This is a genomic window from Devosia rhodophyticola, assembly GCF_028816475.1.
GTDB classification, from domain to species: Bacteria; Pseudomonadota; Alphaproteobacteria; order Rhizobiales; family Devosiaceae; genus Devosia; species Devosia rhodophyticola.
Map to the genome: position 1 here is coordinate 1,312,788 of NZ_CP118247.1, position 19,514 is coordinate 1,332,301.

At 58.7% G+C, this 19,514-nt stretch carries 20 protein-coding genes, 1 pseudogene and 1 riboswitch; of the genes and pseudogenes, 7 read left to right on the forward strand and 14 right to left on the reverse strand.

Going from position 1 to position 19,514, the window contains the following annotated elements:
* Positions 1–47: 47 nt before the first annotated feature.
* The 7 genes and pseudogenes from PSQ90_RS06340 to PSQ90_RS06370 all read right to left on the reverse strand — a co-directional run bounded on the left by PSQ90_RS06340 (position 48) and on the right by PSQ90_RS06370 (position 5,785).
* Entirely contained in the window at positions 48–974 is a 927-nt protein-coding gene (locus tag PSQ90_RS06340; RefSeq protein ID WP_282212565.1) for an MFS transporter, read from the reverse strand.
* Positions 920–1,330 (reverse strand): MFS transporter, encoded by a 411-nt coding sequence (locus PSQ90_RS06345; protein WP_282212566.1) that lies wholly within the window; start codon positions 1,328–1,330, stop codon positions 920–922. Before PSQ90_RS06345 ends, PSQ90_RS06340 begins: the two co-directional genes overlap by 55 nt.
* A gap of 153 nt (positions 1,331–1,483) precedes the next feature.
* A pseudogene (locus PSQ90_RS06350) lies at positions 1,484–2,763 on the reverse strand (HlyC/CorC family transporter).
* Between the two features lie 115 nt (positions 2,764–2,878).
* Positions 2,879–3,328, reverse strand: a complete 450-nt coding sequence (locus tag PSQ90_RS06355; protein ID WP_282212567.1) for an OmpA/MotB family protein — start codon at positions 3,326–3,328, stop codon at positions 2,879–2,881.
* A complete protein-coding gene (locus PSQ90_RS06360; protein WP_282212568.1) occupies positions 3,316–3,735 on the reverse strand; it encodes a flagellar motor protein MotB in 420 nt (139 codons plus the stop codon). Before PSQ90_RS06360 ends, PSQ90_RS06355 begins: the two co-directional genes overlap by 13 nt.
* An 11-nt stretch (positions 3,736–3,746) precedes the next feature.
* Positions 3,747–4,517 (reverse strand): motility protein A, encoded by a 771-nt coding sequence (locus PSQ90_RS06365; RefSeq protein WP_282212569.1) that lies wholly within the window; start codon positions 4,515–4,517, stop codon positions 3,747–3,749.
* Between the two features lie 158 nt (positions 4,518–4,675).
* The gene (locus tag PSQ90_RS06370; RefSeq protein ID WP_282212570.1) at positions 4,676–5,785 is read right to left on the reverse strand and encodes a 2'-deoxycytidine 5'-triphosphate deaminase; all 1,110 of its coding nucleotides are present in this window, start codon (positions 5,783–5,785) and stop codon (positions 4,676–4,678) included.
* A gap of 74 nt (positions 5,786–5,859) precedes the next feature.
* Positions 5,860–5,937: riboswitch (SAM riboswitch) on the forward strand.
* 36 nt (positions 5,938–5,973) lie between these two features.
* On the opposite strand from PSQ90_RS06370, the gene metZ reads away from it, so the two are divergent.
* Positions 5,974–7,179, forward strand: a complete 1,206-nt coding sequence (metZ, locus tag PSQ90_RS06375; protein ID WP_282212571.1) for an O-succinylhomoserine sulfhydrylase — start codon at positions 5,974–5,976, stop codon at positions 7,177–7,179.
* A 101-nt stretch (positions 7,180–7,280) separates the two neighbouring features.
* On the forward strand, positions 7,281–8,087 hold the full coding sequence (locus PSQ90_RS06380) for a transporter substrate-binding domain-containing protein (RefSeq protein WP_282212572.1): 807 nt from the start codon (positions 7,281–7,283) through the stop codon (positions 8,085–8,087).
* On the opposite strand, the gene PSQ90_RS06385 is transcribed toward PSQ90_RS06380, so the two are convergent.
* Both PSQ90_RS06385 and PSQ90_RS06390 read right to left on the reverse strand, forming a co-directional pair.
* Complete coding sequence (locus PSQ90_RS06385; RefSeq protein ID WP_282212573.1) at positions 8,081–8,899, reverse strand: class I SAM-dependent methyltransferase; 819 nt, start codon at positions 8,897–8,899, stop codon at positions 8,081–8,083. The genes PSQ90_RS06380 and PSQ90_RS06385 overlap by 7 nt on opposite strands.
* Before the next feature lie 20 nt (positions 8,900–8,919).
* Positions 8,920–9,333: a tellurite resistance TerB family protein gene (locus PSQ90_RS06390; RefSeq protein ID WP_282212574.1), complete on the reverse strand. Its 414-nt coding sequence runs from the start codon at positions 9,331–9,333 to the stop codon at positions 8,920–8,922.
* Positions 9,334–9,460: 127 nt separating this feature from the next.
* Between PSQ90_RS06390 and PSQ90_RS06395 the strand changes: the two genes are divergently transcribed.
* Positions 9,461–11,080: a lysine--tRNA ligase gene (locus PSQ90_RS06395; RefSeq protein ID WP_282212575.1), complete on the forward strand. Its 1,620-nt coding sequence runs from the start codon at positions 9,461–9,463 to the stop codon at positions 11,078–11,080.
* A gap of 2 nt (positions 11,081–11,082) precedes the next feature.
* On the opposite strand, the gene aac(6') is transcribed toward PSQ90_RS06395, so the two are convergent.
* Entirely contained in the window at positions 11,083–11,538 is a 456-nt protein-coding gene (gene aac(6'), locus PSQ90_RS06400) for an aminoglycoside 6'-N-acetyltransferase (RefSeq protein ID WP_282212576.1), read from the reverse strand.
* Position 11,539: 1 nt separating this feature from the next.
* The gene (locus tag PSQ90_RS06405; protein WP_282212577.1) at positions 11,540–12,181 is read right to left on the reverse strand and encodes a S24 family peptidase; all 642 of its coding nucleotides are present in this window, start codon (positions 12,179–12,181) and stop codon (positions 11,540–11,542) included.
* 134 nt (positions 12,182–12,315) lie between these two features.
* On the opposite strand from PSQ90_RS06405, the gene PSQ90_RS06410 reads away from it, so the two are divergent.
* Together PSQ90_RS06410 and PSQ90_RS06415 are read left to right on the forward strand one after the other, a co-directional pair.
* Positions 12,316–12,672, forward strand: a complete 357-nt coding sequence (locus tag PSQ90_RS06410; protein WP_282212578.1) for a DUF952 domain-containing protein — start codon at positions 12,316–12,318, stop codon at positions 12,670–12,672.
* Positions 12,669–13,790: a quinone-dependent dihydroorotate dehydrogenase gene (locus tag PSQ90_RS06415; RefSeq protein ID WP_282212579.1), complete on the forward strand. Its 1,122-nt coding sequence runs from the start codon at positions 12,669–12,671 to the stop codon at positions 13,788–13,790. Before PSQ90_RS06410 ends, PSQ90_RS06415 begins: the two co-directional genes overlap by 4 nt.
* On the opposite strand, the gene PSQ90_RS06420 is transcribed toward PSQ90_RS06415, so the two are convergent.
* The gene (locus tag PSQ90_RS06420) at positions 13,787–14,485 is read right to left on the reverse strand and encodes a nucleoside/nucleotide kinase family protein (RefSeq protein ID WP_282212580.1); all 699 of its coding nucleotides are present in this window, start codon (positions 14,483–14,485) and stop codon (positions 13,787–13,789) included. The two genes, PSQ90_RS06415 and PSQ90_RS06420, sit on opposite strands and share 4 nt — an antisense overlap.
* Positions 14,486–14,499: 14 nt before the next feature.
* Here PSQ90_RS06420 and PSQ90_RS06425 point away from each other — a divergent pair, with 14 nt between their 5' ends.
* On the forward strand, positions 14,500–17,028 hold the full coding sequence (locus PSQ90_RS06425; protein ID WP_407648202.1) for a ligase-associated DNA damage response DEXH box helicase: 2,529 nt from the start codon (positions 14,500–14,502) through the stop codon (positions 17,026–17,028).
* A gap of 47 nt (positions 17,029–17,075) precedes the next feature.
* On the forward strand, positions 17,076–17,735 hold the full coding sequence (gene pdeM / locus PSQ90_RS06430; protein ID WP_282212582.1) for a ligase-associated DNA damage response endonuclease PdeM: 660 nt from the start codon (positions 17,076–17,078) through the stop codon (positions 17,733–17,735).
* On the opposite strand, the gene PSQ90_RS06435 is transcribed toward pdeM, so the two are convergent.
* Complete coding sequence (locus tag PSQ90_RS06435; protein WP_282212583.1) at positions 17,732–18,505, reverse strand: TIGR02186 family protein; 774 nt, start codon at positions 18,503–18,505, stop codon at positions 17,732–17,734. The two genes, pdeM and PSQ90_RS06435, sit on opposite strands and share 4 nt — an antisense overlap.
* Positions 18,502–19,434: a sulfite exporter TauE/SafE family protein gene (locus tag PSQ90_RS06440; protein ID WP_282212584.1), complete on the reverse strand. Its 933-nt coding sequence runs from the start codon at positions 19,432–19,434 to the stop codon at positions 18,502–18,504. The genes PSQ90_RS06435 and PSQ90_RS06440 overlap by 4 nt, the downstream gene beginning before the upstream one ends.
* Positions 19,435–19,514 lie beyond the last annotated feature (80 nt).

Sequence of the window (19,514 nt, forward strand, 5' to 3'; positions counted from 1 at the left end):
GGGGCACCCAGCGGTGCCCCTTTTTTGTTGATTGATCGCCCACGGTTTCAGATCGAGGCGGGCTCTTCAGCCTCCTGAACCACTAGGTCACTCATCTGGACCGCGCCCTCGTCACCAACGACGGACACAGCGCCGCTGGTACCCAGATCGAAGGAATGCTTTTCGTCCTCTGGCAGACCTTCGCGGCGCGACAGGCGCACCATCACAAACGCGATCAACACCAGTTGCACCACGGCGTTTGTAATGAACAGCCCGGCGGGTCCGAACATTTCGATATTGAGAGAGGCGATCAGCGGCCCGATCGTGGACCCCAGCCCATTGAGCAACAACAGGCCGGCAGAAATTTCGACATAGTCCGCGCGATCAGCAAAATCAAAAACGTGGGCGGCGGCAATGGCATAGGCCGGTAAAAGCCCTGCCCCAAAGACCAATCCGAGCATCAACCAGAGGTATGTGGCCTGGGGCAACAGGATAATGGCGCCACCCATCACAACGCTGGCGGCGGCCAACCCGATCAGGACCAGCCGCCGGTCGACACTGTCCGACAATTTGCCGGTTGGCCATTGCGCCAGGGCGCCACCCAGAACCGCTGCACTCATGAACAGGGCGGCGTCGGTAACGCTACCGCTGGCAGCACTTGCATAGGACGGTCCCAGCGACCAGAAGGCGCCCGTTGCCAGTCCAATCAGAAAGATCGCAATCGTGCCGGTCGGCGACAGCCGAAACATGCGAATGGGCCGAAAGCGCACCAGTGTGATTGGAGGTGGCTGGGCGGTTCGGGTCATGACGATGGGCACGGCGGCCAGCGAGACCAGCACCGAGGCTATGGAAAACAGGATGAACGAGGATGGCTGGAACAGCGTGACCATCATCTGGCCCAGGGTAATCACTGTGAAATTAACCGTCACATAGGTCGAGATCAAAGTACCACGCGTTTGGTTGGTGGCCTGATCGTTGAGCCAGCTTTCAACCACAAGATAAAGTCCGGCGAGACAAAACCGGTGATCAGCCGCAAGCCAATCCACACTAGGGCATCGACGGCGATCGGGTAGCCCAGAGCGGCGGCGGAGGCGACCGAGACCAGCGCCGCAAAGGTGCGGATATGGCCGACACGCACGATCAGTCGCGGGGTGAAGGCGCAGCCCAGCACAAAACCAAAAAAATATCCCGAGCCCAACAGGCCGATTTCGACTGAGGAAAATCCTTCAATACCGCCGCGAATGGGCAGCAACATCAATTGAAGACCGTTGCCCATGATCAAGAAAGCAACGCTGAGCAGTATGGCACCGACGGCAATGATCGGCGTAGTGGGGCGGGCGATGCTCGTCACGATACCTCCTTGGCCGAAAACTCATTGAAATGTGATCGAACGCGTCACAAGACGACGGCCACCATGGCTTTTTGGAAGCCGCGCGGTACCGCGCGCAAACTTCCAGTGATGCGCGAATTCTCAGTGCATCCGTAGATAGGATTGATGAGCCGATCAATCCGATTCGTCTCTGTCCTCGATAAATATCCGCACCTTGGTAACGCGATGCTTTTGCCGGGCCAACACCAGAAAACGATAAACGCCCAGGTGGGTTTCCTCGCCGCGCAGCGGAATGCGTCTGGTCTGATTAATGACGATCCCCGCAACAGTATTGGCGTCGTCGTCGGGCAATTCCCAGCCAAGGGCACGATTGACGTCCCGAATGGCAATGCTGGCGTCCATGATGTAGCTGCCGTCGGCCTGTTTACGAATGCCGGCAATCGCCTCGTCTTCGGGCGTGTCCTGCTCGTCCGAAATGTCGCCAATGATCTCTTCGATGATGTCTTCAAGCGTTACCAGGCCTTCAACGGCGCCATATTCATCAAGCACCAGCGCCATGTGGGAATGGCGCTTTTGAAAATCGGTCAATTGTGCCTGCAGGCTGGTATTTTCGGGCACGAACCAGGGCTCGACCATGATCTTTGAGATATTGATATGGCTGGGGTCACCCTTGGCCGCCAGCATGGCGCGCAGCACGTCCTTGACGTGCACCACACCCACAATATTGTCGCGGTCCCCGACATAGATCGGAATTCGGGTGTAGGAGCTGTCCAGAACCGCAGCCAGTAGCGCTTCGGCGGGTTGATTGCCGTCGAGCGCCACCATATTGGTGCGGTGTACCATGACGTCGCTGACGCTGAGATCGCGCAGGTCGAGAATACCGCCCAGCATGTCGCGGTCACTTTTGACCATGCCGCCTTCCGAATGGAGCAGATCAACCGTGCCGCGGATTTCCTCATGTCCCGAGACCGCCATATTGGCGTCCTGTTTGAGGCCAAACAGGCGCAGGATGGCATTGACGATGGCTTGGACGGCCAGTGTCACCGGGGCAAACAACACCACTACAAGCTTTATGGCGGGGGCAACGACCAGCGCAAACCCATCCGGCCGCATCAGCGCCAGTGTCTTGGGCAGCACTTCGGAAAATACCACCACCGCAGCGGTCATGGCGACCGTTGCATAAAAATCCCTGCCTCGCCGAAAATCTGGATAAGGACGCTGGCGGCCAGAGTCGAAGCGAGGATATTGACGATATTGTTGCCCAAAAGGATGGCGCCGATCAGCCGTTCCTTTTCAGTTGTCAGTTGTTCAACAAGTTTTGCCCGCCGGTCGCCGGACCGGGCCAGCTGATGCATTCGTGCCCGGGAGGCTGCGGTCAACGCCGTTTCAGATCCCGAAAAAAAGAAACTTACCGCCAGCAGGGCAACAATGCCCCCGCTGGTTAGCCAAAGCATTGCGGTCATGAAAAGTTCGTCGTCCCCATCGCTGTCAAATCTGATGCGCGTTCCCTGATCGGATTGCGCGCGGCACATGGTAAGCCATGACGCGACAAACCCCAATGGTTTGGTGTCAATTAGGGGTTGAGTTCTGCAGGCACCGGGGGCTCATCGTGCAGCACTGAGATTTTGACGCGCTCGTTGGCCGCCAGATAGGGGTCGTTGGTAAAAAAGGCTCTGAATCGGCGCGTCCGATCACACCCTGTATCTGGCGGGCTGGCAGGCCAAATTCTCCCAGGATGGCGCGTACCGAATTGGCGCGATCGCTGGATAGCTCCCACGGCCCGTAGCGATCATTAAGATAGAGCGATCCGGCGGCGGTATGTCCCGAGATGCTGATCCGGCTACCCAACTGGCTCAGGATTGGGGCCATGGCAGCAATGGCGGCGCGCGCCTTTTCGACCGGATATTTGCCCCCTTCGGGGAACATGCGGCTGCCTTTTTGATCGGCGATGACAATGTCGAGGCCTTCGGGCGTCTCCTCGACAATCAGATTATCCGCAACTGTGGTCAGTTCGGGCATCGACTGCCAAGCCTGCCGTATGGAAGCGGCAGCCAGCGAGAAGCGCTGCTTGGAGTCGATGGTGTTTTTTCGATTTCGAAGGTGTTGGCTTCCACCCCCTGCATCCGGTTCTTGTCGCTCTTGGTGCTGGATATGGACACTTTTTCCATATCGATAAGGTCGTCAGAGGCATCCTTGACGAATTCGCGCGCCGGGTTGCCGCTCTGCTCGATAACGCCGGACAGGCGGCGATTGTCGCTGCTGCCGAAGGCCTCGCGCATCGAGCCGGCCACCACCTGAAGTTTCTTGGTGTCCTGAATGGAAAAGGAGATCAGCAACACAAAAAAGCAGACGAGAATGGACATTAAGTCACCAAAAGTGACCATCCATTCGGGTGCTCCGCCGCCAACTTTTTTGCGCATTGCCATTTCGCCAGCCCCTAAGCCGCTTCGTCCAGCATGCCCTTATGCTGGTTCTCGGGCAGATAGGCGATAAGCTTTTCGCGAATGAGGGAAGGACTGGTGCCGGCCCGCACGGCCAGAACGCCATCGATAATGAGGGTCTGGTTGATTTCTTCGACTTCGAGCTTGGCGGTCAGTTTGTCGGCAATAGGCAAGCACACCAGATTGGCCAAAACCGCGCCGTAAAGCGTGGTTAAGAGGGCCACGGCCATTGCCGGACCAATGGCGGATGGATCCTCCATATTGCCCAGCATCTGCACCAACCCGACGATAGTGCCGATCATGCCAAAGGCGGGGCCGGCATCGCCCAGCGATTTGAAGACGCGTTGGCCTTCCGAAAGGCGCTGCAAAAACTGGTCGCGCGTCAATTCCATTGCTTCGCGGATGTAGGCCGGATCATAGCCGTCCGCGATATAGACCGCGCCGCGTGTCAGATTGGGATCGCCCGCCTCAAAACCTTCCAGCCCCAGCGGACCAGAGCGGCGCACCAATTCACCCATTTCGGCGATTTTCTGGATGAGGGCCCGTGGTTCAACCTTCTTGTGGGTAAACGCCACCCGGCCACCAATCGCCAATGACTGGCCAATGCCCATCAGAGGAAAGCGAATGACCGTGGCCGCAAACCCGCCACCGAGAACTATCAACACCGATGGCAAATCGACAAAGGCCATGAACGAGCCGCCGAGCGAAATCGCCAACCCAATAACGGCGGCGCCAACAATAATTCCGGCAATTGTTGCAATATCCATGGACCATCTCACTTCGTTTCCAAGTTCGACAGTATAGGGGTGCCTGTTAAGCCATCGCTAATCGCGACCGGCTACTCACCAGAAATTGCTATTGAAATGCAATTTGGTGCGATCATGTCCCATTTGGGAACCATTTCAGTGAGGCGGGACAGAAAACCCTATGGATAGGGTTTGAAATGCTTGGAGAGTTTGAGCGCCTGAGCCTGATAGTTCGAGCCTGACGCCGTGCCATAGAGCCTGTCGGGAGTTTCAGCCAGTCTTTCGTAAATCAGCCGCCCAATGGTCTGGCCATGCCCCAAGAGAAACGGCACCTCGCGGCTGCGCACTTCCAGAACTGCCCGGCTGCCGGTGCCACCAGCGGCAGAATGGCCAAAGCCGGGGTCAAAAAATCCGGCATAATGCACCCGAAATTCACCCACTAGGGGATCGAACGGCACCATTTCAGCGGCATGATCGGGCGGCACGTGCACCGCTTCATCGCTCACCAGAATATAAAACTCATCGGGATCAAGGATCAATTCGTCCGAGCCGCGATTGGTGATGGGTTCCCAAAAATCGAGCACGTCGAGCCCGGCCTTTTTGTCCACATCGACCACGGCGGTGTGGCGCTTTGAACGGAACCCCACCAGCCCATCGCGGCTTTGTCCCTTGAGATCAATTGATAGTGACACGCCATTTTCAACCGGCCGGTCGCCGCCAATGACCAAAGTCTGTGCAGCGTGCAGGGCCTGATGCTCGGCAATGTTCAAGCGGGAATCCCCAGAGCGGAACCGCATCTGGCTGAGGCGCGAGCCGGTGCGCACGAGAACAGGAAAGGTGCGTGGGCTGACTTCGAGAAACAGCGGCCCACGATAGCCCGCGGGCATCTGGTCAAAGCCGCGCGCCCGATCCCCGATGACCCGGGTAAAAACATCGAGCCGTCCGGTGGAACTCTTTGGATTGGCCGAGGCGCTGACGGTGGCGGGCAGCGCCAGACTTTCCTGCAAGGGGACCAGATAGACACAGCCGCGCTCCAGCACCGCGCCTTGCGTCAGGTCGATTTCGTGCAGCTTGAGCGCTTCAATCCGCTCGGCAACGGAATGGGAGGGGCCGGGCAGGAAACTTGACCGCACGCGAAACGCTGTATCACCCAATCGCAGATCAAGGCTTGCCGGTTGCACCTGATCGGCATCAAAGGGTCGCTTTGTGCTGATGGAGCCCTCGGCGCTTAATTGTTCGATCAGCCGGGCCGGAAATACGCCCTTGGGCCAATTGTGCTCAGTGCTCATGACGGCGCCCCTGATAAAAACTGGCCTCTCCGATAGCAACCCATGCAATTGACGCCAAGAGCCAATTGGTCTTAGATCAAATAAGTGGTGATTTGGCCGGTCTGGTTGCAGCCACTTTAAACAAATTGCTAAGAGACCGTTCAACCGGCCGCTCCTGCGGGCCGGTTTTTTTGTTTGAAGGCATATCAATGACCAAGGCCAGCAATCCCCTTAGCGATCCCGCCCGTCAGTCTCTGGACACCCGTCTGGTTCATGGCGGCACCGATCGTTCCCCGGCCGGGGAAACTTCTGAAGCCCTGTTTTTAAACTCGGGCTATATTTATCCCAACTCGGCCGGTGCCGAAGCGCGCTTCAAGGGCGATGATCCGGGCTATATCTATTCTCGCTTTTCCAATCCGACCGTTGAAATGTTCCAGAACCGGATGGCGTTGCTTGAAGGGGCCGAGGCGGCTCGTGGCACGGCCACCGGCATGGCGGCGATCACGCTATCGCTGATGAGCCAATTGCGGGCGGGCGATCATGTGGTTGCCGCACGCGCCCTTTTTGGCGGCTGCCGTTTTGTGGTCGAAGATTATCTGCCGCGCTGGGGCGTCAGCTCGACGCTGGTTGATGGGCGCGACCCCGCCAATTTTGCCGCCGCGATGAAGCCCAATACCAAGGTCATATTTCTTGAAACCCCGACCAACCCGACGCTGGAACTGGTCGATATCGCCGCTGTCGCCGATATCGCGCATGCCCACGGCGCCAAACTGGTTGTCGACAATGTCTTTGCCACCCCGATCTGGCAATCGCCGCTGCAATTGGGGGCGGATCTGGTCGCTTATTCCGCCACCAAGCATATTGACGGCCATGGCCGGGTGATGGGCGGTGTAGTTCTGGGCAGCAAAGAGCTGATCGAAGGGGATGTGCACACTTTCATCCGCCAGACCGGCCCGTCGCTGGCCCCGTTCAATGCCTGGAACCTCCTAAAGGGGTTGGAAGGCTTGTCGTTGCGGGTGCGTCACGCCACCGCCACCGCCACCGCCCTTGCCAATGCGTTGGCCGATCACCCCAAGATTGAGCGGGTTTATTACCCGCACCACAAGGATCATCCCCAGTATGAACTGGGCAAGCGGCAGATGCGCGGCGGTTCGACCATGTTGGCGTTTGAAGTCAAAGGTGGTCAAGATGCCGCTTTCAAGCTTGCCGATGCGTTGGCCATCATCCTGATTTCCAACAATCTTGGCGATGCCAAGTCGATCATCACCCACCCCACCACAACCACGCATCAGCGCTTGGGTGAAGAGGTGCGGCTCGAAACCGGCATCAGGCCGGGTCTGTTGCGCTTGTCGGTTGGACTTGAGGCGGAGGAAGACCTTTTGGCGGACCTGCTCTATGGGCTGGATCAGAGCTGATCATTTTCCGTTCCCCCAACATTGGCCGTCCGCGCCCCTCGCCAAATCTGCTCAATTGCGCCATAACCGGGGCAATTGAACTGGCCGGGGCGTACCGACCGATGCGTCTGATTATTTCGTTGTTTTTGCTGCTGGCGGGGCTCAATGGGGCCTTTGCACAGGCGCTACCCAATCATGTTGACCCTTCAGCGCGCGAAATTCTGCCCAATCTGACGCCGATCCCGGCCATCCGGTTTTTGACGACGGCGGATTTTCCGCCCTTCAATTTTCGCGATGCCGGGGGCGCACTGATCGGCTTCAATATTGATCTGGCGCGACGTATTTGCTCCGAAGCCGATGTGGCCTGCACCATTCAGGCCTGGCCCTGGGCGCAGGTGACAGAAGCGTTGGCTGACAATCAGGGCGACGCCTTGATTGCGGGTCTGGCCATGACTCGCGCCGATGGCGACCGGTTTGATTTTTCGGCAAACTATCTGGCCCTGCCCGGCCGATTTGTCGCCGCAAAAGGCGCTATAAGGGATTTTGATCCCGAAAAACTTGGCGGCAAATCAATCGGGGTTCGTGCCGGATCGGCGCACCAGACCTTTATCAATCGCTATCTGCCCACGGCCAGGCTTGTGCCGTTTGAAGATGAATTGCAGGCACTGGCAGCGCTCAAGGAGAACAAGGTCGATTTCTATTTCGGCGATGCCATGCGCGCCTCGTTCTGGCTCAACGACAATCCTGACTTCGGTTTTGCCGGCCAGCCTTATTTCCGACCTGACCTGTTCGGCCCGGGTCTGACCATTGCGGTCAATGCCGGTCATGACGCGGTGCGGCACGCTATCGATCTGGCGCTGGTCAAACTGGAAAACAGCGGTGCCCTCGACGAGCTTTACCTGCGCTGGTTTCCCATCGGATTCTATTGAGCCTTATGGCCCCTGATCAGACCCGAACGCTTGGCGATTGTGAAAATGCCGTCGTTTTCGGCCATCCGCTTGATAATCATTGCCCGAAGGGTGGCCAATTGAGCCTGACTGGCCCGGTCGCCCGGCGGATAGGAAGTAAGCGATCCCACGATCGCCTCGGCGTCGGTCACCTTGAGCATGTCGCTGGAAATTTCAACCTCGACCTCTTTTAGCCGGGCCTTCATGGCATCGGTGGCCGCCTTCATGCCAAAGCTTTCCCCGCTCGGATCAACCGCCAACCCGCCCCATGCAGCGTGGGCCAGCGAATACATTTCGCTCATATTGTCTTCGCTATTGGTTGTAACAAGGATTGTGCCCCCGGGGCGCAAGACGCGGATCATTTCGTCCAGTGCGCCCTGCGGGTCTGGCACGTGATAAAGCATGTGACACGCCAAAACCACATCGAAGCTATTGTCGGGAAAAGGCAGCGCTGCGACGTCTGCCGTCCGACCCTTAACTGTCGGGAAACGATCCAGCGCCCGTACGCGGGCCAAGGCCTCAGAAACCATACCCTCGGACTGGTCGGTCAGGGTCAATGACAGTCCCTCGGGCATTGGTTTGGCGGTCCAAAGCCAGCCGGGACCACACCCCACCTCCAAAACATTGGCGCCATCGGGCAGGTGTGCGTGCAATGCGACCCAATCGAACCAGCCAATCGGGGCGGTACCGTATTGGAAAATATTGGCCCGCCGCGCCAACCTGGCAGCGTCGCGATACTGCTCCTTCATGCCGTCCTGATCCAAAATCCAGTTGGACTTTGCGTCATTGGCCATCTCGAGTTTCTCCCGCCCGCCTAACCGGGCATGCGCCGATAGCGCGCCCGCGCTGCTGTTTCGATGGCGGCGGTTGTCAGGCGGTCGACCTCAATCCGGTCGCGCAGCATTTCCAGAAACCGCAATTCTTCCTGCGACAGATGCAAGTCGAGCGCGGTTATCTCGACCGCCAGGGCATAGGCTGTGTCCTGCAACTTTGCTGGAATGGCGGCCAGCGCATCATTTATGGCACCGTCCAGTCCGGGTGCGCCGTTGACTTTTTCAACGCAATTGTTGGCCACCTCGGCCAATCGGGCGCTGTCAAAAGCCTCAAAAACCGGCATCCGACCCACCAGTCCTTCGACGCGTTTCCATTCGCTTTGGCTCATGGCACTATCGGAGGCGGCCGCAACGACCATCAAATGAATCAGACCCTCATGGGCGCTAGTTGGCATCGAAGTTTTCCTTTGAACAGGCTTGGGTTGGCTATGCCAGCAAATCAGGGGCACACCACAGCATTGACGCAAGCGGCGCACAATGCAACACACCCATACGCCCCCCTTAGCTGAAAAGGCCAGACCCTTGTCGCCCGCACCACTTCCCGTCCTCGACCCCGCATTTTTCGAGCCCGCCCAAACCGCCCGCGCCTGGCCGTTTGAGGAAGCCAAAAAGCTTGTGGCGCGACTGGAAAAAACCGGCAAATCCGAGGTTCTGTTTGAAACCGGCTATGGCCCCTCGGGCCTGCCACATATCGGCACTTTTGGCGAAGTGGCCCGCACGACAATGGTCCGAACGGCATTCCGGCTGTTGACCCGCGATCAGATACCAACGCGGCTTTTGGCGTTTTCCGACGATATGGATGGGTTCCGCAAGGTGCCAGGCAATGTGCCCAATCAGGAGATGATGGCGACGTTCCTTGGCAAGCCATTGACCCGGGTGCCCGATCCGTTCTCGAACGAATATCCCTCGTTCGGGGCAGCCAATAATGCGCGTTTACGCGCTTTTCTCGACGGCTTCGGCTTTTCCTACGAGTTTGCCTCCTCGACCGATTATTATACCAACGGCACCTTTGATGAGGCGTTGCTGCGCATGCTCGCGGTCTATGATGATGTGATGAACATCATGCTGCCCAGCCTTGGTCCGGACCGGCGCGCCACCTACTCACCATTCCTGCCGATCTCCAGGGTCAATGGCAATGTGCTGCAAGTGCCCATGGTCGAGATCAACGCCAAGGCCGGCACCATTGTCTATATCGACCCTGCCGATGATCAGAAGTATGAAACCAATGTTACGGGCGGCGCGGTCAAGTGCCAGTGGAAGCCCGATTGGGCGCTGCGCTGGTTTGCGCTCGGTGTCGATTATGAAATGGCCGGCAAGGATTTGATCGACAGCGTCAAACTGGCCAACCGCATTGTCACAGCGCTCGGCGGCAAGCCGCCCGAGGGGTTCAATTACGAATTGTTCCTTGATGAATCGGGCCAGAAGATTTCAAAGTCAAAGGGCAATGGGCTGACCATTGACGAATGGCTGGCGTACGCCAGCCCGCAAAGCCTGGGCCAATATATGTTTGGCAAGCCGCGCGCCGCCAAGCGCCTGCATTTTGACGTCATCCCCAAGGCGGTCGACGACTATTATACGTTCGTCGCCAAATATCAGCAGCAGAGCGTTTCCGAACGACTGGAAAACCCGGTTTTTCACGTGCATTTCGGCAACCCGCCAGCCGCAGAATCGCCGCTGACCTTTGCGCTGCTGCTCAATCTGGTTTCGACGGCCAATGCCGAGGATGCCTCGGTGCTGTGGGGTTTCATTTCGCGCTATGTCAAAGGCGCGACCCCCAAAACCCATCCCGAACTGGATCGGCTGGCTGGCTACGCGGTTCGCTATTTCAACGACAAGGTCAAGCCAGGCAAAATCTATCGCGTGCCAACCGACAAGGAGCGCGCAGCGCTTAGCGATCTTTCAACCGCACTGGTTGCCAAGTCAGGCTCGATCGACGCTGACGATTTGCAGAACCTCGTGTTCGAGATCGGCAAGAAGCACGAATTCGAACCGCTGCGGGACTGGTTCAAGGCGATCTATCAGGTGCTGCTGGGTCAGGATCAGGGACCGCGCTTTGGCTCGTTCATCGCGCTATATGGCGTTGATGAAACCCGCAAGCTGATCGAAACTGCCTTGGCGGGCGATCTGGTCAAGGCGGCGTAGGCTCAGGCGACAACTTTGCGGAAATAGACCACACGCTGGGTTTCCTCGAATCCGAGCGTGTGGTGCATCTGGTGGCTTACGAAGTTACTTATGGAAGCATCCGAGGCCAATTCCTTGCATCCGCGCGCCCGGGTCCATTCTGCGGCGAGCTCCATCAGATGTCGCGCTATTCCCTGGCGCCTGAATTCGTTTCGGACGTAAATTCCTTCGAGGAATCCGACTGGTGATGTTTGGCAGCCATTCACGTAGTCATGGCGAATGCTTGCCTCGACGAACCCGGCGGCGGCGCCGTCAGATGTCCGCACCAAAAGGTTCAGCCTGTCTGAATTGTCTTCCAGCATTTGCGTGGCTTCAACATGGTGATCCGCCAGACTGGTCTCCGGCCACAACTCTTTGCGCATCGCGACCCAGTCGGGCAAATCATGGGTGCAGGCCTCCTCGACTAAAATCCCCGGCATCTTACTGGCTCGCCCAGATGATCCGGGCGATCCATTCAATATCGCTCAGCTCCAGCGTGCGCGGTTCATAAGCGGAATTAAGGGACTGCAACTCGATCTGCTTGGCGCTTTGCCGGGCCAGAACCTTGGCCATCACTTCGCCATCGCAGGTCTTGACCACCACCCGGTCTCCGCGCCGCACCTGTTCGGTGGGTGACACGACAATCCTGTCGCCCTCGCGATAGAGCGGCTCCATGGAATCGCCCTGCACTTCGAGCGCATAGATGCCCTGCTCGCCGGGCGAGGGCAGGGCGATTTCGTCCCAGCCCTGTCCGGCGGGAAATCCCGCACTATCGAAAAAGCCGCCTGAGCCCGCCTGTGCCACTCCTAAAAGCGGTACGGTGCGCAGGTTTGCCTTTTCCGACAGCTGCAAAAACGCGCCGGTTCCGTTCAAGAAATTGTCAAAACTTTCGCCGGTCGCTTCAAGGATCTTGGCGATACTTTCGGTCGAGGGCCAGCGCTCACGCCCGTCCTTGCTCACCCGCTTGGAGATATTGAACGCCGTCGCATCCAGCCCTGCAAGCTTGGCCAATGCCGAAACGGAATGGCCGTGGCGTCGTGCCAGAGCGTCAATTCCATCCCAGATGGCGCGGTGTGAGAGCATGAGTGATCGTTCCTAGAGACAGGAAATAGTTCTTAGGTATACGGAATGAAGTCCTATCCATACGTCGTTCGCGGGCGCTTGTAAAGTCATTCCCCCGCTTGCGTGGAAGCCTCGCGCCCCCTATTTTGCGCCGCATGACAACGCCGCCCAGCCTGACCTTCAAAATACTCGACCGCCCAAGCCGCGATGCTACGGGCACCAGCAGCCATTGCGATGGCATGCCGATTGATCGCAGGGACGGATATATTCATCTTTCATCGGCTGACCAACTCGCCCAGACGCTTGCGTTGCATTTTGCCGGACAGGATGATCTGGTTCTCTTAGCCGTTAGAACTGCCGATCTTGGCCAAAATCTCAAATGGGAGCCGTCGCGCGGCGGTGCTTTGTTCCCCCATTTTTATGGCGCCCTGCCCATGGCCGCTGTCGCATGGGAAGCGCCCCTTGCCGTTGCCGCTGATGGGTCGTGCCTGCTTCCTCAAGGCGTTCAATGATCCTTTCGGCCCTTTCTCCGCTCCTCAAACTCACCCCGGTCCAGAGCCTGAGCAGCGCTGCGCTCCTGAAAATGGATGCCGAAACCGCCCATGGCGCCACCATTGCAGCGTTGCGGTTGGGGCTTGGCCCGCAGCAAAACCATCCCGATGCCCCTGAACTTGCCACATCGCTGTGCGGGCTGGAACTGACAAATCCGGTGGGCATGGCAGCGGGCTTTGACAAGAACGCCGAAGTCCCCCGCCAACTTGGTCAGATGGGCTTTGGCATGGTCGAAATCGGCACCATTACGCCGCGCGCCCAATCCGGCAATCCCAAGCCGCGCCTGTTTCGCCTGACCGCTGCCCAAGGCGTCATCAATCGTATGGGGTTCAACAATGAGGGCCACGAGGCCGCATTTACCCGCCTCAAGGGGCTGCGCGTGCCCGCCGCCCTCGGCGTCAATATCGGAGCCAACAAGGACAGTGAGGATTTCGTTGCCGATTATGTTGCGGGCGTCAAGCGCTTTGCCGATCTCGCCGATTATCTGACGGTCAATATCTCCTCGCCCAATACGCCGGGCCTGCGCAATCTGCAGGCCGACGAGGCCCTCGCGCGCCTGCTCGGCGAAGTGTTGCAGGCCCGCGCCAAGGCCAAAGTACGGGTGCCGGTATTTCTAAAGATCGCCCCTGATCTTGACGAGAAGGCGCTGGATGCGATCGCGAGGGTTGTACTGGCCACCGATCTCGACGGCTTGATCGTTTCCAATACCACCCTTGCGCGCGACAATGTTGGGGGGCAGGAAAATGCCGATGAGGTCGGTGGCCTGTCGGGCCAACCGCTATTTGATCTGTCCACCCGAAAACTGGCCCAGACACGCATCCGGGTTGGCGAGTTGCCGATAATCGGCGTTGGCGGCATTCATTCGCCCCAAAGCGCTCTCGCCAAGTTTGAAGCCGGTGCCAATGCCATCCAGATCTATTCGGCGATGGTTTTTAGCGGGCTGAACCTGCTCGACAGGATCAAGCGCGGCCTGGTTTCAGCTGTGCGCGCCAATGGCAAAACCAACATAGGTCAGCTAAGTGGCACCCACGCCGCCGACTGGGCCAGCGGCAAGGCGCGCCTCAAGGACAATAACTAGTGTGCGCTATCAATGGTAATGATCAGATCTGCCCGATCCTGGGATTGGGCGACCAAATCATAATTGGGCAAATCAGTGCGCTCGATATGAGCCTTGTTGCGTTCCTCTGAAAACAATCCTTCTTCGGCATGGCGCTTGAGCAATCGCGCCCGCACCGTCTCGCGCGGCACATCGATAAACACCGAAAAATCCAGTTGCGGCTTGACCCCTGCCCACGCGCCCTCGCTGAGCAGCAAATAATTGCCCTCAACGATCAGCACCCGCACATCCGGCCTAACGGTATAGGCATTTTCGACCACATCCTCAATCTTGCGCGAATAGCCGGGTCCGCTGACCGCAATTTTGGCGTGTTTGATATGGTGCAGAAACCCGGCAAACTCGGCGCCTTCAAAAGTGTGCGGCGCGCCTTTGAAATCCACCAATCCCAACTTTTCAAGCTTGGCATGGCGCATATGAAAGCCGTCCATTGGCACCAGCGCCGCGCTTCGGGGGCGGACTGCATCGAGCATGGTCATCAACTCACTCGCAAGAGTGGATTTACCGCTGCCGGGTCCCCCGGCGATGCCGATGGCCAGCCGCTCCCTGCTACCCGCTTCCATCTCGAGGATGTGGGCGGTGAGCAACGAAAGCGCGGCCTCAGGCCTCAGCGTGCGGCGAACCGGCGTGTCGTTCGATTGCGAATTTTCCGTTTCCATTGACTTTTTCCCGCCTGCATCCGCGTTATGTTGGCACGCCGCTAATTGACAGCCCCGGATCACCCTTGACCGAACTGCCCCCCATTATCACCGATTGGTTTGCCGCCAAAGCCTGGACGCCGCGTGCGCATCAGCTTGAGGTGTTGCAAAGCTGGAATGATGGTGCGTCGGCGCTGTTGATTGCGCCAACCGGTGCGGGCAAGACGCTGGCTGGCTTTTTGCCGACTCTTCAGGATCTGATCGCCACCCCGCACGAAGGCCTTCATACCCTTTACCTATCGCCGCTCAAGGCGCTGGCGGTCGATGTGGCGCGCAATCTGACGACCCCGATTGCCGAAATGGATCTCACCATCAAGGTCGAAACGCGCACCGGCGACACCCCGGCGTCGCGCCGTCAGCGCCAGCGTTTCGATCCACCGCATATTCTTCTGACAACGCCCGAGCAATTGGCGCTGCTCTTAAGCCATGCTGACGCCCCGCGCCTTTTTGGTTCGCTCAAGCGCATCGTGCTCGATGAATTGCACGCCTTGGTTACCTCCAAGCGCGGCGAATTGCTATCGCTGGCGCTGGCGCGGCTGGCAACGCTCGCTCCGCAAATGCGGATTACAGCGCTCAGTGCCACCGTCGCCCGACCCGACCTTCTGGCCGACTGGATCGCCCGACCATTGCCACAGGCAAAAACCGACCTGTTGACCGCAACCGGCGGCGCACCACCAACCTTGTCGATTCTCAAAAGCGAAGACCGCCTGCCGTGGGCCGGGCATTCGGCTGCCTACGCCGTGCCTGAACTTTACGACACTATCAAGCAGCACCGCATTACCCTGCTGTTCGTCAACACCCGCTCACAGGCAGAAATGCTGTTTCAAAGCCTCTGGGCGATCAATGACGATGGTTTGGCCATAGCCCTCCACCATGGCTCCCTGTCGGTTGAACAGCGCCGCAAGGTTGAAGCGGCGATGGTGGCCGGCCGTATTCAGGCGGTGGTCTGTACTTCGACGCTGGATCTGGGGATCGACTGGGGCGATGTCGATCTGGTGGTGCAGGTTGGCGCGCCCAAAGGGTCGTCGCGCATGCTGCAACGAATCGGCAGGGCCAATCACCGGCTAGACGAACCGTCCAAGGCGCTGCTGGTCCCCTCCAATCGCTTTGAAGTGCTTGAATGCGAGGCGGCGCTGGAAGCGGTTGAAGAACGCCATCAGGATAGCGAGGATCCGGCAGAGGGCGGCTATGATGTTCTGGCCCAGCACATTCTGGGCATGGCGTGCGCTGCCCCCTTTGATCCCACGACACTTTATGCCGAAATTATTCGCGCCTGGCCCTATCGCGACCTGCCGCGTCACTTGTTTGACCGCATTCTCGATTTCGTCGCCACGGGCGGTTATGCCCTGCGCGCCTATGAGCGCTATGCCCGGCTCAGGAAAACGCCCGCGGGCCTTTGGCGTATCGCCAACCCGCAGGTCGTCCAGCAATATCGCCTCAATGTCGGCACCATCATTGAAGAACCGATGGTGCGTGTCCGGCTGGTCCGCGCCCGGGGGTTCAAAAAGGGACAAACCACTGGCCCCATTGGTCGCGGCGGTCGGGTGCTCGGCGAAATGGAGGAATATTTCTTCGGCACACTGGTTATTGGCGACACCTTCATGTTTGGCGGCGAGATCGTGGCGTTCGAGGGCATGAAGGACAATGAGGCTTTTGTCAGCCGCGCCTTTGCCAAGGACCCCAAAATCCCATCGTATATGGGTGGCAAATTTCCGCTCTCGACCTATCTGGCCGAGCGCGTCCGCCGCATCATTGATACGCCCCAGGATTGGCCGCGCCTGCCTGATCAGGTGGCCGACTGGCTGCGCCTGCAGCGCGACATTTCGGTGCTGCCGGGACGCAATAATCTGTTGGTCGAAACCTTTCCGCGTGGTGCTCACAATTATCTGGTCTGCTATCCCTTTGAAGGTCGTCTGGCTCATCAGACGCTGGGCATGTTGCTAACCCGTCGGCTCGAGCGCGCCCGCGCCCGCCCGCTCGGTTTTGTCGCTTCTGAATATGCCTTGGCTATTTGGGGGCTGGGCGATCTGTCCGCCCTTATTCGCACTAACCGGCTATCGCTGGCAGAGCTGTTTTCCCAGGATATGCTGGGCGAAGACCTTGAAGACTGGCTTGATGAATCGGCCCTGATGAAACGCACCTTTCGCAACTGCGCCATAATCGCGGGTCTCATTCAGCGCCGCCACCCGGGCAAGGAGAAGACCGGCCGCCAGATCACCATGAGTTCGGATCTGATTTACGATGTGCTCTATCAGCACGAGCCCGACCATATTCTCATTCAGGCCACCCGGCATGACGCGGCGCGAGGGCTGTTGGACATTGAGCGGCTGGGGCAATGCCTGGCGCGTATTCACCAAAACATCGCGCACAAGCCGCTGGACCGAATCTCGCCTTTTGCAGTACCCATGATGCTCGAAATGGGTCGCGAGCCGATTTTTGGCGAAGGCCGGGAAACCGCCATGGCCGAAGCGGCGGACGAATTAATGAAAGAGGCATTGGGCTGATTTTGGGGTACGATCAGGGCCAGGCAAGGCGCGAGGAGATACCGCTATTGCATTTCGCCGGGCACATTTTTGAGCCGCTGGCTTCGGGCGCCTTGTTCTGGCGCGCCGAGAATGCGCTGCTGGTTGCCGATCTACACCTTGAAAAAATGTCATCCTTTGCGCGAAGCGGCCAATTGTTCCCGCCCTATGATACCGGCCTGACCCTCAAGCGGCTCAGCCGCGATCTCGCGACAACCGGTGCCACGACGCTTATCGCATTGGGCGACAGTTTTCACCGCGATTATGGACCGCAGACCCTGTCTGATGCCGATCGGGCAACCATTGCCACCCTTTGCGCGCGCGCCGAATGGTTCTGGCTTTCGGGCAACCATGATCCGGCACCCCACGCGCTGGGCGGCCAGTGCATGGCCCAATTGGAGCGTGGTGGTCTGGTACTGACGCATGAGCCGCGTCGGGGCACGCCGGGCCTTATGGCGGGGCACCTGCATCCGTCCGCTCACATCCATATTAATGGCCGCGCCATTCGTCGACCCTGCTTTGTCCATGACGGCCAATTGCTGATCCTGCCCGCCTATGGTTCATCGACCGGCAATCTCAATATTCTGGACCCGGCCTTTGCCAATCTGTTCGATTTTTCGTCGCTCGCCATCACCATGCTGGGGCGGGATCGGCTTTATCCGGTCAGCCCCAAGCGCCTGATTGCCTAGTTGCGTTTGAACAGAACGCCACCCAGCCAACCGGTCAGAAGACCCAACAGCACGCTGACCAAGCCATAGAGCAAAGGCTGCTGGCGCGCCTGAATGGCCAGAAACCGCTCGAAGCCGATCTTTCGGACGGTAAAGCCCTCGGTGTTACGCGCCACGGTTACGCCATCCTTGAGCACATAGGTGCGCGCCAGATAACGTCCCGGTGGGGCGGCGGCTGGCAGCGTCAAGCGGCTGGTATAAACAGTTGGTGACAAGAATTTCACCGCTCCCTCATTGAGCCCGAACAGGCCCTGCTCGGTCATCAATCGCGTCAGTTCGCGACCGAAAAGCGCCGATTTCCACCAACCCGCTTCCGCGTTTGGCCGGGCTTGACCGGCGGGATCGAAATTCTCAACCGCCTGAGTTGAAGGGCTTGCAATGTCATTGAGCCGACCGCTCGTGAGCACCTGATAGTAGGTGGGAAAATGGGCAAACCGGACTTCTTCGGTATTGAGCCAGACACCAAAATTGTGGGTCTTTTCGCGTGCCACCCGGTCCGTGGTCGGGCCAATGACGACAATGATGACGTGATACGGCCCGTTCAGCGAACTCACGTCGGCATCGGCATCGGGTCCGATGCTGCCAAAAAAGCTCAGCCGTTCGCCCGAAAAACTCGAGGTGATCTCGACCGATTCAGTGGAAAGTTCGCTCACCACGGTTTCGGCGCGCACCGGCGCGCAAAATGCGGTTAGCGCCAATCCTGCCATCAAGACCACACGGGACCAGGTCAATTTACGCCTCCAGTCCCGGCGACGGCCATGCTGAAAATATCGCCCGGCGTGAGCACCAGCGACAGCCCGAACCGGATGGCGACAGCTAGCACCAGCAGCGCCAGCAACCCCCGCAATTGCTCGCCGCGTAGCTGCTTACCGGCCGCCGCACCAAACTGGGCCCCCATCACGCCCCCAACCATCAGGCAGAACGCCAGAACGATGTCGACGCTCTGACTTTGGACAGCATGCAACATGGTGGTCGCCGCCATCATCACCACGACCTGCATCAACGATGTGCCGATGACCATATTGCCGGGCACCCGCAGCAGATAGACCAGTGCGGGCACCATGACAAAGCCGCCGCCAATGCCCAATACCGAGCCGAGAAAGCCAATGGTCAGGCCAATCACCAGAACCGGTAGAACGCTGATATAGAGTTTTGAACGCTTGAAACGGACGCGCAACGGCAGGCCGTGCATCCAGTTATGCTGGTTGGGGAGGCGTTCGCGCGACACCACACCCGAGCGGCGTTTGAGAATGGCGCGCGCCGACTCGATGAGCATTACCGTGCCGACAAAGCCCAATAGCACCAGGAAGCCGATCGAAATGATGAGATCAAGTTGCCCGGCGGCGCGTAGTTTTGAAAATGCGGCAACGCCACCAAAGGCGCCCAGAATGCCCGCAAGCACCAGATACATCGCCAGATGCAGGTCGATTTGGCCGCGCTTGTAGTAGGTCAGCGCTCCGGATGTCGATGCCGCCACCACCTGCCCGGTTACCGATGCCACGGCAACCGAGGCCGGCACGCCCGAGAAAATCAGCAGCGGGGTCAACAAGAAACCACCCCCGACCCCGAACAGGCCTGACAGAAATCCAACGGCCCCTCCGATCCCGACGAGAAAGAAGAGATTTACCGACATCTCGGCGATCGGCAGATAAATCTGCAAGACCCGGGTCCATTCAAACCTTGTGCGCGGTCGCTTCGACCGGGCGGGAACAATAGGAAGAAGCCCCGGACCCCAAGTTC

What these genes read in the sequence shown, in the direction of transcription:
- PSQ90_RS06365 (WP_282212569.1), bottom strand. Translation starts at nt 4,517, where the DNA reads ATGGATATTGCAACAATTGCCGGAATTATTGTTGGCGCCGCCGTTATT.
- PSQ90_RS06390 (WP_282212574.1), bottom strand. Translation starts at nt 9,333, where the DNA reads ATGCCAACTAGCGCCCATGAGGGTCTGATTCATTTGATGGTCGTTGCG.
- PSQ90_RS06405 (WP_282212577.1), bottom strand. Translation starts at nt 12,181, where the DNA reads ATGCTCTCACACCGCGCCATCTGGGATGGAATTGACGCTCTGGCACGA.
- PSQ90_RS06355 (WP_282212567.1), bottom strand. Translation starts at nt 3,328, where the DNA reads ATGCCCGAACTGACCACAGTTGCGGATAATCTGATTGTCGAGGAGACG.
- PSQ90_RS06380 (WP_282212572.1), top strand. Translation starts at nt 7,281, where the DNA reads ATGCGTCTGATTATTTCGTTGTTTTTGCTGCTGGCGGGGCTCAATGGG.
- PSQ90_RS06360 (WP_282212568.1), bottom strand. Translation starts at nt 3,735, where the DNA reads ATGGCAATGCGCAAAAAAGTTGGCGGCGGAGCACCCGAATGGATGGTC.
- PSQ90_RS06415 (WP_282212579.1), top strand. Translation starts at nt 12,669, where the DNA reads ATGATCCTTTCGGCCCTTTCTCCGCTCCTCAAACTCACCCCGGTCCAG.
- PSQ90_RS06370 (WP_282212570.1), bottom strand. Translation starts at nt 5,785, where the DNA reads ATGAGCACTGAGCACAATTGGCCCAAGGGCGTATTTCCGGCCCGGCTG.
- metZ (WP_282212571.1), top strand. Translation starts at nt 5,974, where the DNA reads ATGACCAAGGCCAGCAATCCCCTTAGCGATCCCGCCCGTCAGTCTCTG.
- PSQ90_RS06385 (WP_282212573.1), bottom strand. Translation starts at nt 8,899, where the DNA reads ATGGCCAATGACGCAAAGTCCAACTGGATTTTGGATCAGGACGGCATG.
- PSQ90_RS06420 (WP_282212580.1), bottom strand. Translation starts at nt 14,485, where the DNA reads ATGGAAACGGAAAATTCGCAATCGAACGACACGCCGGTTCGCCGCACG.
- PSQ90_RS06410 (WP_282212578.1), top strand. Translation starts at nt 12,316, where the DNA reads ATGACAACGCCGCCCAGCCTGACCTTCAAAATACTCGACCGCCCAAGC.